Genomic DNA, 16,938 nt, shown 5'->3' with positions numbered 1-16,938 from the left:
GTCAGTGGGTGTTGCCCCAGCGGGCCTGTTCGAGCAGGTCGACCGCGCGGTCCCGGGCCTCCGTGCTGTCGTCGGCGCGCAGCAGCGCGCTCGCCTCGTCGACCGCGTCGGTGAGCACCCGCCACTGCGCGTCCCGCTCCCGGACCACGTCGGACTGGGCGGCGAGCTGCCGGGTCTTCACCCACAGCTCGACGAAGACCGACACCTTCGCGCGCAGCACCCACGGGTCGAACGGCTTGGTCAGGTAGTCGACCGCGCCGACCGCGTAGCCACGCAGGGCGAGCTGGGCGTCCTTGTCCGCCGCGGTGAGGAAGATGATCGGTACGTGCCGGGTCCGCTCCCGCCGCTTGATGTGGCTGGCCGTCTCGAACCCGTCCATGTCCGGCATCTGGGCGTCCAGCAGGATCACCGCGAAGTCGTCCACCAGCAGCTGCTTGAGCGCCGCCTCGCCGCTCTCCACGGCGACCGACTGCACCGGCAGCCCCTGGAGGATCGCCTCCAACGCCATCAGGTTCTCCCGACGGTCGTCCACCAGCAGCGCCTTGGCCGTCTGTGTCACGAACTCTCCTCGCCTCGGCCACCGCTGATCCAGGACGCCATCAGCTCGATCAGCTCGTCCAGATCCACCGGCTTGGTGATGTAGTCGCTGCCCCCGGCCGCGAGCGCCGACTCGCGGTCCCCCGGCATCGCCTTCGCGGTCAGGAACACGATCGGCAGGTCCGCGAAGCGGTGGTTGCGCCGGATCTGCCCGGTCGTCTCGTACCCGTCCTGGTCCGGCATCATCGCATCCATCAACACGATGTCCACCTCCGGATGCTCGGCGAGCAGGCGGACGCCGTCCGCCCCGTTGTCCGAGTACAGCACGGTCATGCCGTGCAGTTCCAATGCGCTGGTCAGCGCGAAGACGTTCCGGACGTCGTCGTCGACGATCAGGACGGTCACCCCGTCCAGCCGCCGGGTCGACGGCGTCTCCGTCGCCTGCGGCAGCTCCATGGGCATGAGCAGGGAGGACGGCAGGCCCGCACGGCTCGGCGAGGGTGCCTGCGGCGCCACCACCGCGTCCGGCGCCAGCACATCGGGTACGAAGAGAGTGAACGTCGAACCCTGCCCGGGCGCCGACGACACGGTGATCGAACCGCCGAGCAGTCGGGCCAGGTCCCGACTGATCGACAGGCCCAGCCCGGTCCCGCCGTACCGGCGGCTGGTGGTGCCGTCCGCCTGCTGGAACGCCTCGAAGATCAGCGACAGCTTGTCGTCGGAGATGCCGATGCCGGTGTCGATCACCGTGAAGGCGATCACCTGCCGGGCGTTGGTCAGCGCCGGCACGTCGAAGACGGCGTTCTCGGCGGCCGGGCCGATCCGCAACGTGACCGCGCCGTTGTCGGTGAACTTCATCGCGTTGGAGAGCAGGTTGCGCAGGATCTGCTGCAACCGTTGGGCGTCGGTGACCACCGCCGGCGGCAGGTCCTTGGCGATGCGTACCTGGAAGTCGAGGCCCTTCTCCTCGGCCTGCGGGGCGAACGCCTGCTCGACGTAGCCGCGGATCTCCGAGAAGCGGACCTCGGTGGGCTCCACGTCCATCCGGCCCGCCTCGATCTTCGACAGGTCGAGGATGTCGTCGATCAGGGACAGCAGGTCGGAGCCGGCGCTGTGGATGGTCCGGGCGAACTCGATCTGCTTCGGCGTCAGGTTCCGCTCCGAGTTCTCCACCAGCAGCCGGGCCAGCAGCAGCAACGAGTTCAGCGGCGTACGCAGCTCGTGGCTCATGTTCGCCAGGAACTCCGACTTGTACGCCGACGCCCGGGTGAGCTGCTGCGCCTTGTCCTCCAGGCCCAGCCGGGCCAGCTCGATCTCCCGGTTCTGGGTCTCGATGTTCGCCTTCTGCTCCGACAGCAGCTGGGCCTTGTCCTCCAGCTCGGCGTTGGTGCGCTGCAACTCCGCCGACTGCTCCTGCAGCTCGTGGGCGAGCCGCTGCGACTGGGCCAGCAGCTCCTCCGTACGCCGGTTGGCCTGGATGGTGTTGACCGCGATGCCGATGGTCAGCACCAGCCGCTCCAGGAACGCCAGGTGCAGCTCGGAGAAGGTGGCGACCCCGGCGAACTCGATCACGCCGAGCAGTTCGCCCTCGAAGAGGACGGGCAGCACCACCAGGTCGGCGGGGGGCGTCTCGGCCAGCCCGGAGCGCAGCACCAGCCGCCCGTCGGGCTGGGCGTTGACCCGGATCGTCCGGCGGGACAGGCCGGCCTGCCCGACCAGTCCCTCGCCGGGACCGAACGTCACGTCGTGTCCCCGCGCCACATAGCCGTACGACGCGGTGAGGCGCAGCCGCATGCTGCCGTCGGAGCTGTCCGCCAGGAAGAACGCGCCGAGCTGCGCGTCCACCAGCGGGGTCACCTCCATCATGATCATGCGGCAGACCTCGCCGAGGTCCCGCTGGCCCTGGAGCAGCCCGCCGATCCGGGCCAGGTTGGAGTCCAGCCAGCCCTGCTCGGCGTTCTTCTTGGTCGTCTCCCGGAGGGTGACGATCATCTGGTTGATGTTGTCCTTCAGCTCGGCGACCTCGCCCTGCGCCTTGACCGCGATCCGCTGGGTCAGGTCGCCCCGGGTCACCGAGGTGGAGACCTGGGCGATCGCGCGGAGCTGGGTGGTCAGCGTCGAGGCGAGCTGGTTGACGTTCTCGGTGAGGTCCCGCCAGGTGCCGGAGACCCCCTTGACCTGCGCCTGACCGCCGAGCTTGCCCTCGATGCCGACCTCGCGGGCCACCCGGGTCACCTCGTCGGCGAACGAGCTGAGCTGGTCGACCATGGTGTTGACGGTGTTCTTCAGCTCCAGGATCTCGCCCTGCGCGTCGACGGTGATCTTCTGGCCGAGGTCGCCCTTCGCCACCGCCGTGGTGACCGAGGCGATGTTCCGCACCTGGCTGGTCAGGTTCGACGCCATCGAGTTCACGTTGTCGGTCAGGTCCCGCCACGTACCGCTGACGCCCTTGACCTGGGCCTGACCGCCCAGCTTGCCCTCGGTGCCCACCTCGCGGGCCACCCGGGTCACCTCGTCCGCGAACGACGAGAGCTGGTCGACCATCGTGTTCACCGTCGACTTCAGCTCCAGGATCTCACCCCGGGCATCCACCGTGATCTTCTGCGACAGGTCACCCTTGGCGACCGCCGTGGAGACCTGGGCGATGTTCCGCACCTGGGCGGTCAGGTTCGACGCCATCGAGTTCACGTTGTCCGTCAGGTCCCGCCAGGTGCCGGCCACACCGCGCACCTGGGCCTGGCCGCCGAGCTTGCCCTCGGTGCCCACCTCACGGGCCACCCGGGTCACCTCGTCCGCGAACGACGAGAGCTGGTCGACCATCGTGTTCACCGTCGACTTCAGCTCCAGGATCTCACCCCGGGCATCCACCGTGATCTTCTGCGACAGGTCACCCTTGGCCACGGCGGTGGTGACCGAGGCGATGTTCCGCACCTGGCTGGTCAGGTTCGACGCCATCGAGTTCACGTTGTCGGTGAGATCCCGCCAGGTGCCCAGCACGCCCTTGACCTGGGCCTGGCCGCCCAGCTTGCCCTCGGTGCCCACCTCCCGGGCCACCCGGGTCACCTCGTCCGCGAACGACGAGAGCTGGTCGACCATGGTGTTGACGGTGTTCTTCAGCTCCAGGATCTCGCCCTGCGCGTCGACGGTGATCTTCTGGCTCAGGTCACCCTTGGCGACCGCCGTGGAGACCTGGGAGATGTTGCGGACCTGGCTGGTCAGGTTGCCGGCGAGCTGGTTCACGTTCTCGGTCAGGTCGCGCCAGGTGCCGGAGACGCCGCGTACCTGCGCCTGGCCGCCGAGCTTGCCCTCGATGCCCACCTCCCGGGCCACCCGGGTCACCTCGTCCGCGAACGACGAGAGCTGGTCGACCATGGTGTTGACGGTGTCCTTCAGCTCCAGGATCTCGCCCTGGGCAGCGACCGTGATCTTCTGGCTGAGGTCGCCCCGGGCAACCGCCGTGGACACCTGGGCGATGTTCCGCACCTGGGCGGTCAGGTTCGACGCCATCGAGTTGACGCTGTCGGTCAGGTCCTTCCAGGTGCCGGCGACGTTCGGCACCTCCGCCTGGCCGCCGAGCTTCCCCTCGGTGCCCACCTCCCGGGCCACCCGGGTCACCTGCTCGGCGAAGAGGCGCAGTGTGTCGGTCAGCGAGTTGAAGGTGTGCGCCAGCTCGGCCACCTCGCCCTTCGCCGACACGGTGATCTTCTGCGACAGGTCGCCCTTCGCCACCGCCGTGGCCACCTGCGAGATCGACCGCACCTGGTACGTCAGGTTCGACGCCATGGTGTTCACCGAGTCGGTGAGGTCCTTCCAGGTGCCGGCGACACCGCGTACGTCGGCCTGGCCGCCGAGCTTGCCCTCGGTGCCCACCTCGCGGGCCACCCGGGTCACCTCGTTCGAGAAGGACGAGAGCTGGTCGACCATGGTGTTCACGGTGCGACCGATGCGCAGGTACTCGCCGCGCAGCGGGCGACCGTCGATCTCCAGCGCCATGTGCTGGGAGAGGTCGCCGTCGGCCACCGCCACGATCACCCGGGCGATCTCCGTGGTCGGCCGCCCCAGGTCGTCGATGAGCGAGTTGACCGCCCGCTGCCCCTCCGCCCAGGAGCCGTCCAGGCCCTCGTCGTCGAGGCGTTCGGTGAGCCGGCCGTCCCGGCCGACGATCCGGCTGATCCGGCGCAGGTCCAGGTGCTGCCGCTCCTGCAGCGACACCACGTCGTTGAAGGCGTCGGCCACCTCGCCGGCCGTGCCGGCCCGCCGGGGCAGGCGTACCCGGAGGTCGCCGCCGCGCACCCGGCGCAGCGCCTCGACCAGCTCGCCGAGCAGCACCTCGTGGTCCGGCGCGGACGGATCCGCGGCTACCGACTGTTTCGCCGTGGTCATCATTCCTCGCTCAGCTCGGGGCCCACCGGCTCGTGCCGACACGCAGCCATCCCACCATTCTGCCCGCGCCACCGTCGAGGCCGACCTCCCAACACCCCACCACGTCGGCCCCCCTTCCTCCGCTGATCATGGGGTTGGCGGGTCGATCCGCCCGGTTCCGCACCGCCAACCCCATGATCACCGGAGCGAGGAGGGCGGGAGGGGCCGCAGGAGGGCGGGAAGGCGGGGTGGGTTGGCAGGTGGGGTGGGGGCGGTGGAGGATACGGAGGTGTCAGGAGCGGAGGCGGGGCCCCCGAGGACCGGCGAGGCGGAGGACCACGTCCGGCACGTCCGGCTCCCCGCCGACCGGCGTACGCCCGCCGCCGCCCGCGCCCTGGTCCGCTCGGTGCTCGCCGAGGCCGACCTGGACGAACTGCTCAACGAGGCGCTGCTGCTCACCACCGAGCTCTCCACCAACGCCGTCGAGCACGCCCGCACCGAACTGGACATCGAGGTCGTCGCCGACCGCACCGGACTGACCGTCACCGTCTCCGACTTCGCCGCCGGCCCGGTGGACGACCTGGTGGTGGGCGTCCGCAACGACACCCCGGAGATCGACGAGGTCTCCCCGCGCGGGCGGGGGCTGCTGCTGGTCGACCACTTCTCCAGCCGCTGGGGCACGACGTACCTGCCGAGCGGAAAGGGCGTCTGGTTCCGGCTGGACCGGCCCGGCACCGCCCCACCGACCCGGGCCGGCGGCGGGGACACCCGCGACGCGGGTGGCGCCGCCCCGGACGGCGGCACCCCGAGCGCGGCCGCGATGAGCGAGCTGATGCAGATCAGCCCCGACCCGTACGCGGACGACCCGCTGCCGGAGTTCGCCACCGGGCTGCTGACCCGGCTGGCCGAGATGGTCGGCGCGGCCGGTGGGGTGGTCCGGTTGGACCGGGGCGACGCCCAGGGCTCCCAACTGCTGGCCCGCTACGGCCGGCAGCCCCGGGCGAGCAACGAACTGCTCCGGGTGCCGCTGGCCGTGCACCGCCCGTACGCCGGGGAGTTGGAGCTCGACGCGGCGCCCTCGGCGTACGCCCGGCCGCTGGCGATCCTGGCCGCCGAGCGGCTCTCGCTGCACCTGGAGAACGACCGGCTGCGCCGGCTGGACGTCCGGCGGCAGGCCTGGCTGACCTTCCTCGCCGAGGCGAGCGAACTGCTCGCCCAGTCCCTCGACGTCGAGCTGACGATGGCGCTGATCCCCCAGCTGGTGGTGCCTCGACTCGGCCAGTGGTGCGCGGTGCACACCACCGACGAGTGGGGTCGGTTGCGGCTGGCCACCGCCACCCACGCCGACGAGTCGGTGCTGCCGCAGCTGCACAAGGTGCTCCAGGAGACCGGCCCGGACTCGATCCAGGCCCGGCTGCGTGAGGCGTCCCGGAGCGCGGCGCAGGTGCCGCTCGCCGGCCCGATGGAGGGCTTCGCCGTACCGTTGATCGCCCGTGGCCAGCGGCTCGGCACCCTCGCGGTGGGGCGCCACCAGCGACACCGGCACGATCCGGACGAGGTCTCGGTGCTGGAGGACGTGGCCCGCCGCGCCGCCCTGGCGATCGAGAACGCCCGGATCCACGCCGAGCGGCGGCGGGTGGCCCAGACCCTCCAGCAGTCGCTGCTCCCGCCGGTGCTGCCCGTGGTGGAGGGCATCGGCTTCGCCGCCGAGTACGTTCCCACCGGCGACGACGCCGAGGTCGGCGGCGACTTCTACGACGTGGTACCACTGCCGGACGGCCGCTGGCTGGTGGTCGTCGGCGACGTCTCCGGCAAGGGCGTGCAGGCGGCGGCGGTCACCGGCCTGGTCCGGGACGTGATCCGGGTGCTGGTCGGTGACGGCAAACCGCTGCCGGAGGTGCTGTCCCGACTCAACGAGACGCTGGTGGAGCGTGGCGGGGGGCGGTACTGCACGCTGGCCCTGGCCGCCGTCGGGCCCGGCCACGGCGATCAGCTCGACGTGGCGCTGCACCTGGCCGGCCACGACCGGCCGGTGCTGCTCTCCGGCGGGGGTGCCGGTTTCGTGGGCACCGGCGGCACCGCGCTCGGGCTGCTCGACTCCATCACCACGCCGACCGCGGACGTCCCGCTCGGCCCGGGCGACGCGCTCGTCTTCTACACCGACGGGGTGACCGAGCGGCGGCGAGGCCGGGAACTGTTCGGCACCGACCGGCTGCGCGACGCGGCCGCCCCGCTGGCCGGCTATTCGGCGGACGTGGTGGCCGCCCGCCTCCGGGCCGCCGCGATCGGCTTCTCCGTCGAGGCGCCCCGCGACGACATCGCCATCCTCGTCCTGCGCAACGACGCCCTCTGAGGGTCCGCCCGCACCGACGCCGCCGGGCGGGTCGTCATAGGCCGCCGGGGAGGCGGCCCGGGGCCAGCCGCTGGTGCGGGTCGAGGCGTTCCTTGGCGGCCCGGAGCCGGGGCAGGGAGGGCAGTTCGCCCCACAGGTCGACCGACCGGCGGACCGGCGGAGGTGCGGCCACCACCGTGCAGCGGCCCTGCCGGGCGAGCAGCACCCCGCGTACGCCGGCGACGATCGAGGTGACCCGGTCGGCCGGCAGGGCGGCGGGCAGCACCGCGTGCACGGTGCCGACGCCGGCCGAACCGCGTACCGGAACGGGGGCGCCGGCCGCGTCGCGGAGGGCGTAGACGGCGGCGTGCAGGTCGTTGATGGGCACCTCGATGCGGAGCGCGGTGTCGCCGGGGCCGAACGGGTAGCGCCCCCACCACTCGGGAGCGGTGTGGCCGACCGTGGCCTCCGGGCCGAACAGGGCGGTCAGCCGCTCGACGCGTTCCGCCTCGTCCGCCGGGCCGCCTTCCAGCAGCACCACCAGGCTGCCGGCGGCGGCCGGCCGACCCGTCCGACCGGTCACCGCCGGGTGGTCGGGGCGGTGGACCACGGAGGGGTGCGCGGGGTGGACCCGGCGGCGGGGCAGCGGCACCGGGACCGGCAGGTCCAGCTCGATCGCCGACGGGTCGAGTCGGGCGGCGAGCACCGCGCGGACCAGGTCGTGCACCTCCAGCGGGGTCCAGACCGGCCGGGACACCCATACCCGGCCGGCCGGCACGGGCTGCACCCGCATGGTGGCCGAGACCAGCACCCCGAGCCCGCCCTGCGAGCCGCAGAGCAGCCGGGCGACGTCGAACCCGGGCAGGTCGGCCGCGCCGGGCAGCGCGGCGGCGCGGTGGTTCCGTGCCGGACCGGCCCGGCCGAGCAGCGCCGTGCCGGGCTCGCCGACGCTGACCAGCTCCCCGTCGGCGTCGAGGTAGCGGACCCCGACGAGCTGCGCGCAGGGGCTGCCGTGCCGGTGGCGCAGCGGGCCGGCTTCGTCGGCGGCGAGCACCCCGCCGAGGGTCGCGCCGGGCGACGGGGCGTCCAGCGCCAGCCGCTGGCCGGTGCGTTCCAGCGCGGCCTGGGCCGCGCGGAGCGGGTCCCCGCGCCGATCTCGGCCACTCCCGCCCCGCGCGGCTCGTGCCAGACACCGGCGAGCCGGCCGGTGTCGAGCATGATGTCGACCTGGTCGGGGGCCGCACCCCAGTCGATCTTCGTGCCGGCACCCCGGGGTACGACGGTCAGGTCGTGCGCCGCGGCGAGCCGGATCACCTCGGCGGCGGCGTACGGCCCGCCGGGAACCGCCACCCAGCGGGCGGTGCGACCGGCGACCTCGTCGGCCGGACCGGCGAAGCGGGCGAAGGGCGGGCCGCAGATCTCCGCCAGTCGCCGGGTGATCTGGTCCGTCACGCTCACTGCAGCCGCCATGGCGGTAATCGTACATGTGTTCGAAAATCGTGGTGGCCGGTTGATCGGCACGATCTCCTTCCGCGCGAGCGACGTCGCCTCGCCCGCCGCGACGAGCAGCGATCGGCCGGTAACGTGACGCCGTGACCACCGAGACCAACGACAACTCCGGCTCGGCGCGGCTGACGCCGCACCACGACCCGGAGCCGTCGAACGTGCCCGTCGCCAAGCGCGTCCCGACCGAGCGCAGCCACCACGGCGACACCGTCCTCGACGAGTACGCCTGGCTGGCCGCCAAGGACGACCCGGAGACGATCGCCCACCTCACCGCGGAGAACGCCTACACCGAGGCGCGCACCGCACACCTGGCGGGGCTGCGCGCGGAGCTGTTCGAGGAGACCCGCCGGCGCACCCAGGAGAGCGACCTGTCGGTCCCCACCCGCAAGGGCGGGTACTGGTACTACACCCGCACGGTCGAGGGCCAGCAGTACGGCGTGCACTGCCGCCGGGCCGTCCGCGACGGCGAGACCGCGCCGCCGATCAGCGCCGACGGCACCCCGCTGGAGGGTGAGCAGGTGCTGCTCGACGGCAACCAGCTCGCCGAGGGGCACGACTTCTTCGCCCTCGGGGCGTGCGACGTCAGCCCCGACGGGCGCTGGCTGGCCTACTCGACGGACTTCGCCGGCGACGAGCGGTTCACCCTGCGGGTCAAGGACCTGGCCACCGGCGAGGTCCTCGCCGACGAGGTGCCGGACACCTTCTACGGCACCGCCTGGTCCACCGACGCCTCCACGCTGTTCTACGTCACGGTCGACGACGCCTGGCGGCCCGACCGGGTCTGGCGGCACCGCATCGGCACCCCGTCGGGCGAGGACGTGGTGGTCCACCAGGAGGACGACGAGCGGTTCTGGGTGGGCGTCGAGCTGACCCGCTCCGAGCGCTTCGTGCTCATCGAGATCCACAGCAAGGTCACCAGCGAGGTACGGGTCATCCCGGCGGGCAACCCCACCGGCGAGCCGGCCGTCGTCGCCCCGCGCCGGCAGGGCGTCGAGTACTCCGTCGAGCACCACGGCCACCGGTTCTTGATCCTGCACAACGACGGGGCCGAGGACTTCGCGCTGGCGTACACCTCGGCGGACGCGCCGGGCGACTGGACGCCGCTGATCGCGCACACCCCGGGCACCCGGCTGGAGTCCGTCGACGCCTTCTCCAACCACCTGGTCGTCTCGCTGCGCAGCAACGGCCTGACCGGGCTGCGGGTGCTGCCGGTCGGCGGCGGGGACGCGTACGACATCGAGTTCCCCGAGCCGATCTACAGCGTCGCGCTCGACGCCAACCCGGAGTACCGCACCGACGAGGTCCGGTTCCAGTACACCTCGCTGGTCACCCCCGACTCGGTCTACGACTACGACCTGGTCACCCGGGAGCTGGTGCTGCGCAAGCAGAAGCCGGTCCTGCCCGGGCCGGACGGTCGGGCGTACGACCCGGCCGACTACGAGCAGCACCGCGACTGGGCGCTCGCCGACGACGGCACCCGGGTGCCGATCTCGCTGGTCTGCCGCCGGGGCACCCCGCGCGACGGCTCCGCCCCCGCCGTCATCTACGGCTACGGGTCGTACGAGGCGAGCATGGACCCGTGGTTCTCCATCTCCCGGCTCTCGCTGCTCGACCGGGGGGTCATCTTCGCGGTGGCGCACATCCGCGGCGGCGGCGAACTGGGCCGCCGCTGGTACGACGAGGGCAAGCTGCTGGCCAAGAAGAACACCTTCACCGACTTCGTGGCCTGCGCCCGGCACCTGGTCAAGGCCGGCTGGACGGCCGACGACCGGCTGGTCGCCCGGGGCGCCTCGGCCGGTGGCCTGCTGATGGGCGCGGTGGCCAACCTGGCCCCCGACGCGTTCGCCGGCATCGTCGCGCAGGTGCCCTTCGTGGACGCGCTCACCTCGATCCTCGACCCGTCGCTGCCGCTGACCGTCACCGAGTGGGAGGAGTGGGGCAACCCGCTCGACGACCCCGAGGTCTACGCGTACATGAAGTCGTACACGCCGTACGAGAACGTGGCGGCGGTCGACTACCCGGCGATCCTGGCGGTGACCAGCCTCAACGACACCCGGGTGCTCTACCACGAGCCGGCGAAGTGGATCGCCCGGCTGCGCGCGGTCGCGCCGCAGGGCGACTACCTGCTCAAGACCGAGATGGGCGCCGGCCACGGCGGGCCCAGCGGACGCTACGACGCCTGGCGCGAGGAGGCGTTCGTCAACGCCTGGATCCTCGACCGCCTCGGCCGCGCCTGATGCCGGAGGGCCCCTGCCCGACCACACGTCGAGCAGGGGCCCGTCGTCAGCGCCGGGGGGCGAGCAGCGACGCGAGCCGGGTCGGTTCGACGTTCCCGCCGGTCACCACGGCGACGGTACGCCCGGCGGGCAGCTCGGCGCGGTGGTAGAGCCGGCCGGCCAGCGCCACCGCCCCGCTCGGCTCGACCACCAGGCGGGCGTCGCGCACCAGCCGGCCGGCGGCGGCGTGGATCTCCTCCTCGGTCACCGTGATGATGCCGTCGAGGCGTTCCCGCAGGTGCGCGAGGGTCAGCTCGGACAGCTGCATCCGTAGCCCGTCCGCACTGGTCCGGTAGGCCTGCTCGATGTCCCACGACACCAGCTCACCGGCGGCCAGCGAGTCCCGGGCGTCGGCGGCCAGCTCGGGCTCCACCCCGATCACCGTCGCCGACGGCCGCAGCGCCCGCACCGCCGTGGCGACGCCCGAGGCGAGCCCGCCGCCGCCCACCGGCACCAGCACCACGTCCACCTCGGGCAGGTCGGCGACGATCTCCAGCCCGACGGTGCCCTGCCCGGCGATGACGCGCGGGTCGTCGAAGGGCGGCACCAGCGTCGCCCCGGTGTCGCCCGCGATCCGCTCCGCCTCGACGGCCCGTCGGGCCGGCGGGACGAGGCGTACCTCCGCACCGAGCGCGCGGATCCGGTCCACCTTGACCTGCGGCGCGCCCTCCGGGACGACCACGACGCACGGGACGCCGAGCGCCCGGGCCGCGTACGCCAGCGCCTGGCCGTGGTTGCCCGAGGAGTGTGTCACCACGCCCCGGGACCGGGCCGCGGCGTCCAGCCGGGCCACCGCGTGGGTCGCCCCGCGCAGCTTGAACGACCCGACCGGCTGCAGGCTCTCCGGCTTCAACCACAGCTCGTCGTCCCACAGCGTCGGCAGCAACGGGGTACGCACCACCGTCCCGGCGATGTCGTCGGCGGCGGCGCGGACGTCGGCGATCGAAACGAGCGGCATCACCCCATCCTGCCCGCTCGGGCGTCAGGAGTGGGTCCCGCCCGGTACGCCGACCAGGGCGGCGGCCTCGCCGGTACGGGCCATCCGCTGCCAGCGGAGCCGGTTGCCGACCACCGCGGTGACCACGGACTGCACCACGACCAGGTACATCACCTGCCGGTAGACCAGTTGCTGGAAGGGCAGCGTCCAGAGCGGACCCCAGCGTTCCCGGTCCAGCCGCAGCGCGTACGCGGCGGTCACCCCCTGGAGCAGCAGCAGGCCTGCCCAGGCGAGCAGCAGCGAGGACCAGGGCAGGAAGATCAACCCGTACAGGGCGAAGACGTCGACCGCCGGGGCGGCCAGCGGCAGCACGATCTGGAACACGGTCAGGTACGGCAGCCCGCGCCGGCCCAGCTTGCCGCCGGCGCCCGACTCGCGCAGCGCGTGCCGGTGCTTCCACATCGCCTGCAACGTGCCGTAGCACCAGCGGTAGCGCTGCCGCCAGAGCTGACGCAGCGACGACGGTGCCTCCGTCCAGGCGATCGCGCGCTCCTCGTAGACCACCCGCCAGCCGGCGCGGAGCACCTTCATGGTCAGGTCGGTGTCCTCGGCGAGGGTGTCGGCGGGGACCCCGCCGACGGCGAGCAGCACCTGCCGGCGGAACGCCCCGATCGCGCCGGGGATCGTCGGCATGCACTCCAGCACGTCGTACATCCGGCGGTCGAGGTTGAAGCCGATCACGTACTCCAGGTGCTGCCAGCGGCCGAGCAGCCGCCGCCGGTTGGCGACCTTGGTGTTGCCGGAGATCGCGCCGACCCGGGGGTCGGCGAAGCCCTGCACGAGCCGGTGCACGGTGTCCGGCTGGAACACGGTGTCCCCGTCGACCAGCACCAGCAGGTCGGCCCGGGCGGCCCGGATGCCGGTGTTCAGCGCCGCCGGCTTGCCGGCGTTGGCCTGCCGGATGACCCGTACGCCGCGCAGCCGCAGCCGCTCCACGATGTCCGCGGTGCCGTCGCCGGACCCGTCGTCCACCACGATCACCTCCAGCGCCGGGTAGTCGCTGGACACCAGCGACCGCACGGTGGCGGCGATGTTCGCCGCCTCGTTGTAGGCCGGCACGATCACCGAGACCGGGGCGTCCACCACCCACGCCCGGCGTGGCCGGCGCACCCGGCGCACGTGCACCTGGGCGCAGACCACCTGCACCGCCAGCCGGGCGACGCCGAGCACCAGCGCGACGCCGAGCAGGAGGTTCATCAGGCCGGTCAGCCCGTCGGCCCCGCTCTGCGCCCAGCGCAGCACCATGCCGCTGAGCCGGGCGCCGGCGGTGGCCGACACCATCGAGTCGGGTGCCCCGACGCCCGCCGAGACGGTGGTGAACCGGTAGCCGTCGCGGGTGAGCCGGGTCAGCAACTGGTCGAGCGCCGCCACGGTCTGCGTCCGGTCGCCGCCGCCGTCGTGCATCAGCACCACCGCGCCCGCCCCGCCCTGCGGGGTGGCCGCCCGGACGATCGCCGGCACGCCGGGCCGCTCCCAGTCCCGGGTGTCCCGGTCGGCGAGGACCGCGACGTGCCCACTGCCCGCGGCGGCCCGCAGCGCGTCGTACTGCGGCGCGGTGAGGGCATCGACGGTCGACGAGTAGGGCGGCCGGAACAGGGTCACCTCCCGCCCGGTGGCCCCGGCGATCGCCTTGCGGGTCCAGGACAGTTCGGCGGCCGCCCGCCAGGCCGGCACCGCAGCGACATCCGCGTGGGTGAAGGTGTGCGAGCCCAGCTCGTGCCCCTCGGCGAGGATGCGCCGGGCCAGCTCGGGGTGTTCGTCGACCCGCGCGCCGACCACGAAGAAGGTGGCATGCGCGTGGTGCCGGCGCAGCACGTCGAGCACCTGCGGCGTCCAACGCGGGTCGGGCCCGTCGTCGAAGGTCAGCGCGACCGTCCGGGTCGGCACCCGACGGCTCACCGGGGTCGGCCCGTCCAGCCGGAGCACCGGACCACCGGAGGTCACCTGCGACGAGGCCGGCGAGGCGTACGCGTCGGCCGGCCCGGAGCCGCCGCCGACGTTGGTGACCAGGGCGTGGAAGCTGAGCGCGGCGAGCAGGGCGACCAGACCGAGCAGCAGCAGCACCCAGTGCGCCCGGGGGTCGCGGCGGGCGATGTGGCGGGCCATCGTCAGGGCTTGCCCTGGGTCTTGCTGGGCTTGGCGGTGCTGCGCCGCTCGTCCCCCAGGCCCGGCACGGTGCCGGACTGCCGGGGAGCCGGCGCGGTGGTCGGCTTCGCGGTGCGGACGGCGGTGGCGGCGGGCGCGGACGACGGCACGGGTGCCGCGGTGCTGGTCGACGTGCGGGGCGCCGGCGTCCGGCTCGGCTTCGCGCGGGGTGCGACGGGGGCGTCCACCCCGGCTTCGATCGGCGGTGACACCCGCGAGTCGGACCAGCCGGGCAGCGGCACCGTGGAGTCGAGGAAGAGGCCCGCGAGGATCAGTCCGAGGCTGGTGAGCAGGCCGAGGCCCATCGCCGTACCGGCGATGACGGTGACCCGGCGACGCCGCCCGGTCCGGTCGACGAACACCGGCGAACCGCCGGGCTGGTTCCGCATGGCTGGTGATCTCCCGATGTTTCGCGCTCCGCCGGCCGGCACGAGCCGGTACGGGGGCCCGCCGGGCGGACCCCCGTACCCGACAGCGTGCGGGGCGGGGTCGGCGTCACATCAGCCGCCGTCGGGTCGATACGGTGGCGTCACGGACGCCAGGCGGGATCCCGTCCGGTACGGCCCAGGAGGCGGTCGAGATCGGTGGCGTCGGCGGTGGTGGGAACCGGTTCGGCGAAGGCGCCCCTCCGCTGGCCGGTGTCGCCCATCCGGTCCATGAAGCCGTGCGTCGCGGCCAGCACGTCGGGCTCGACCTCGAATCGTTGGCCGGTGGCCCGGGCCAGGTCCCAGCCGTGCACGGTGAGGTCGATGAGCGCCATCGCGCCGAGCGTCTCCTGCGGCAGCCCCATGCCGGGCGAGTCACCCTCCACCGCGGCCGGGTCGGACCAGGCCGTCACCAGGCGTACGGTCTCCGCGGCGAAGCCGTCCCGCCAGCCGTCGGCCAGGTGCTCGGTCCTCGCCGACCAGTCGACCGGCTGCTTCCGGGCGAGCGCCTGGAAGTTGACCACCACGTCGTACAGGTGGTTGAGGAGCTCGCGGACGGTGTAGTCGGGGCACGGAGTGGGCCGGGAAAGCTGGTCGTCGGAGATGTTGCGGACCACGGTCGCCGTTCCGGCTGCGGCGGTGGCCAGCAGCTCACTGGTCTTCGTGCTCATGAGGGCCAGCCTATGCGGGTGCCGCGGCGCGCGGGTGCCCCTGATCGGCGGGCCACCGCCGCCCCCGAGGCCGCCCTGCCGCTCACGCCACTCGATCAGGCTGCCCTGCCGCTCACGCCACTCGATCAGCCGGCGGCGGGAGGACGGTCAGCGGCGGCGGACGGCGACCACGGCGACGTCGTCGTGGATCTCCGGCGGGGCCAGCTCGACCAGCAGCCGCTGACAGAACGCGTCCAGGTCGTCGTCCACCCGGGAGGCGACCGCAGCCAGCGCGGCCAGCCCGTCGTCGATGGTCGCGTCCCGGCGCTCGATCAGCCCGTCGGTGTAGAGCACCAGCGTCGCCCCGGCCGGCAGCACGAACTCCAGGTCGGCCGGGCGGGGTGCCCGTACGCCCAGCAGCGGGGCGGACTGCTGGACGTACTCGACCCGGCCGTCGGCGCTGACCAGGGCCGGCAGGTGTCCCGCGCTGGCCAGCCGGATCAGGCCGCTGCCGGGGTGCAGCAACAGCACGCAGATGGTCGCCAGCTCGTTCGGCAGCAGGGTACGCATCAACTCGTTGACCCGCTCCAGGATCACCCCGGGCTGGTGTCCCTCCACCGCGTACGCGCGCACCGCGTGCCGCAGCTCGGCCATCACCGTCGCCGCGTGCAGGGAGTGACCGGCCACGTCCCCGATCGCCACCAGCAGGTGCCCGTCGAGCATCACCAGCTCGTAGAAGTCGCCGCCCACCTCGGTCTGCGCGCTCGCCGGCTCGTACCGGACCGCGAGGTCCAGGCCGGCGACCTCGGGCAGCCGGCGCGGCAGCAGGCTGCGCTGGAGGGTGACCGCGATCCGGTGCTCCTCGTCGAAGGAGCGCTGCGCCTCCACCGCCGAGGCCACCGCCTGGGCCAACTGCACCAGCACCGGCGTCCGTACGGTCTGGGTGGCGGTCGGGACCACGACGTAGAGCGGCGCCCGGTCCTCCCGCAGCTTCGCCGCGGCCACGGTCACCGTGTCGTCGGCCGGCCACTCCATCCGGCCCCACGCGTCCGGCGGCTCCACCCGGACGGTGGCACCGATCGGCACCCCGGAGTCGTCGACCACCCACGGGATGACCGACGGTTCGGCGTCCGGCCCCGCCGTCACGCCCGCCAGGCAGTCACCGTCGAAGGTCTCCGCGACCACCGCCGCCGGGCTCTTGAATATCTGCGCCGCACCGACCGCCGCCGCCTCCAGCAGCCGGACGAAGTTCGGCGCGGCGTGCATCTGCACGGTGGCGTCGGCGAGTGCGGCGAGCCGTTCGGCGAGCTGCTCGGCCCGCTGTCGGGCCTGGTAGTAGCGCAGCACCGCGTGCGCGGTGGCGACCAGTTCCTCCGGCTCGATCGGCTCGGCCAGGTAGGCGTCCGCGCCCCGGGTCAGCCCCTGGGTCCGGTCCACCACGTCGACCGCGTGCGCCGAGACGTGGATCACCGGGATCGCCGGGTGGCGCTCCTTGATCCGCTCGCAGACCTCGAAACCGCTCAGGTCCGGCAGCCGTACGTCGAGCACCACCAGGTCGATCTCGTCCGTCTCGACCCGGGCCAGCGCACCGGCGCCGTTCTCCGCCTCGATGGTGACGAACCCGGCCCGGGTGAGCCAGCTGACCAGCAGGTAGCGCTTGGTGCTGCTGTCGTCCACCACGAGCACGGTCGCCCCGCCGCCCTCCACC

At 73.2% G+C, this 16,938-nt stretch carries 9 protein-coding genes and 1 pseudogene; 2 read left to right on the top strand and 8 right to left on the bottom strand.

What is annotated here, in order from left to right; genetic code table 11:
• Position 1 precedes the first annotated feature (1 nt).
• On the bottom strand, positions 2–559 hold the full coding sequence (locus MRQ36_RS14400) for a two-component system response regulator (RefSeq protein WP_242795939.1): 558 nt from the start codon (positions 557–559) through the stop codon (positions 2–4).
• Complete coding sequence (locus MRQ36_RS14395; RefSeq protein WP_374250169.1) at positions 556–4,923, bottom strand: HAMP domain-containing protein; 4,368 nt, start codon at positions 4,921–4,923, stop codon at positions 556–558. Before MRQ36_RS14395 ends, MRQ36_RS14400 begins: the two co-directional genes overlap by 4 nt.
• Positions 4,924–5,173: 250 nt before the next feature.
• On the opposite strand from MRQ36_RS14395, the gene MRQ36_RS14390 reads away from it, so the two are divergent.
• Positions 5,174–7,252 carry a SpoIIE family protein phosphatase gene (locus tag MRQ36_RS14390; protein WP_242795935.1) on the top strand — a complete coding sequence of 693 codons (2,079 nt, stop codon included), beginning with the start codon at positions 5,174–5,176 and terminating at the stop codon, positions 7,250–7,252.
• Between the two features lie 34 nt (positions 7,253–7,286).
• Here MRQ36_RS14390 and MRQ36_RS14385 read toward each other — a convergent pair.
• A pseudogene (locus MRQ36_RS14385) lies at positions 7,287–8,701 on the bottom strand (FAD-binding oxidoreductase).
• A 194-nt stretch (positions 8,702–8,895) separates the two neighbouring features.
• Here MRQ36_RS14385 and MRQ36_RS14380 point away from each other — a divergent pair.
• Positions 8,896–10,974, top strand: coding sequence for a S9 family peptidase (locus MRQ36_RS14380; RefSeq protein ID WP_242801108.1), 2,079 nt, complete (start codon positions 8,896–8,898; stop codon positions 10,972–10,974).
• Between the two features lie 46 nt (positions 10,975–11,020).
• Here MRQ36_RS14380 and MRQ36_RS14375 read toward each other — a convergent pair whose 3' ends face one another.
• The 5 genes from MRQ36_RS14375 to MRQ36_RS14355 all read right to left on the bottom strand — a co-directional run bounded on the left by MRQ36_RS14375 (position 11,021) and on the right by MRQ36_RS14355 (position 16,937).
• Positions 11,021–11,971: a threonine/serine dehydratase gene (locus MRQ36_RS14375; protein WP_242795933.1), complete on the bottom strand. Its 951-nt coding sequence runs from the start codon at positions 11,969–11,971 to the stop codon at positions 11,021–11,023.
• Positions 11,972–11,995: 24 nt separating this feature from the next.
• Positions 11,996–14,116, bottom strand: coding sequence for a bifunctional polysaccharide deacetylase/glycosyltransferase family 2 protein (locus MRQ36_RS14370; protein ID WP_242795931.1), 2,121 nt, complete (start codon positions 14,114–14,116; stop codon positions 11,996–11,998).
• 2 nt (positions 14,117–14,118) lie between these two features.
• On the bottom strand, positions 14,119–14,544 hold the full coding sequence (locus MRQ36_RS14365) for a hypothetical protein (RefSeq protein ID WP_242795929.1): 426 nt from the start codon (positions 14,542–14,544) through the stop codon (positions 14,119–14,121).
• 140 nt (positions 14,545–14,684) lie between these two features.
• Positions 14,685–15,251 (bottom strand): TIGR03086 family metal-binding protein, encoded by a 567-nt coding sequence (locus MRQ36_RS14360; RefSeq protein WP_242795927.1) that lies wholly within the window; start codon positions 15,249–15,251, stop codon positions 14,685–14,687.
• Between the two features lie 147 nt (positions 15,252–15,398).
• A complete protein-coding gene (locus tag MRQ36_RS14355) occupies positions 15,399–16,937 on the bottom strand; it encodes a SpoIIE family protein phosphatase (protein ID WP_242795925.1) in 1,539 nt (512 codons plus the stop codon).
• Between the last annotated feature and the right edge of the window lies 1 nt (position 16,938).

This window comes from Micromonospora sp. R77 (assembly GCF_022747945.1).
Lineage (GTDB): Bacteria > Actinomycetota > Actinomycetes > Mycobacteriales > Micromonosporaceae > Micromonospora.
Note: the sequence above shows the minus strand (reverse complement) of the source record. Positions and strands in the feature narration are given on the sequence as shown.

What these genes read in the sequence shown, in the direction of transcription:
- MRQ36_RS14395 (WP_374250169.1), bottom strand. Translation starts at nt 4,923, where the DNA reads ATGATGACCACGGCGAAACAGTCGGTAGCCGCGGATCCGTCCGCGCCG.
- MRQ36_RS14375 (WP_242795933.1), bottom strand. Translation starts at nt 11,971, where the DNA reads ATGCCGCTCGTTTCGATCGCCGACGTCCGCGCCGCCGCCGACGACATC.
- MRQ36_RS14370 (WP_242795931.1), bottom strand. Translation starts at nt 14,116, where the DNA reads ATGGCCCGCCACATCGCCCGCCGCGACCCCCGGGCGCACTGGGTGCTG.
- MRQ36_RS14365 (WP_242795929.1), bottom strand. Translation starts at nt 14,544, where the DNA reads ATGCGGAACCAGCCCGGCGGTTCGCCGGTGTTCGTCGACCGGACCGGG.
- MRQ36_RS14360 (WP_242795927.1), bottom strand. Translation starts at nt 15,251, where the DNA reads ATGAGCACGAAGACCAGTGAGCTGCTGGCCACCGCCGCAGCCGGAACG.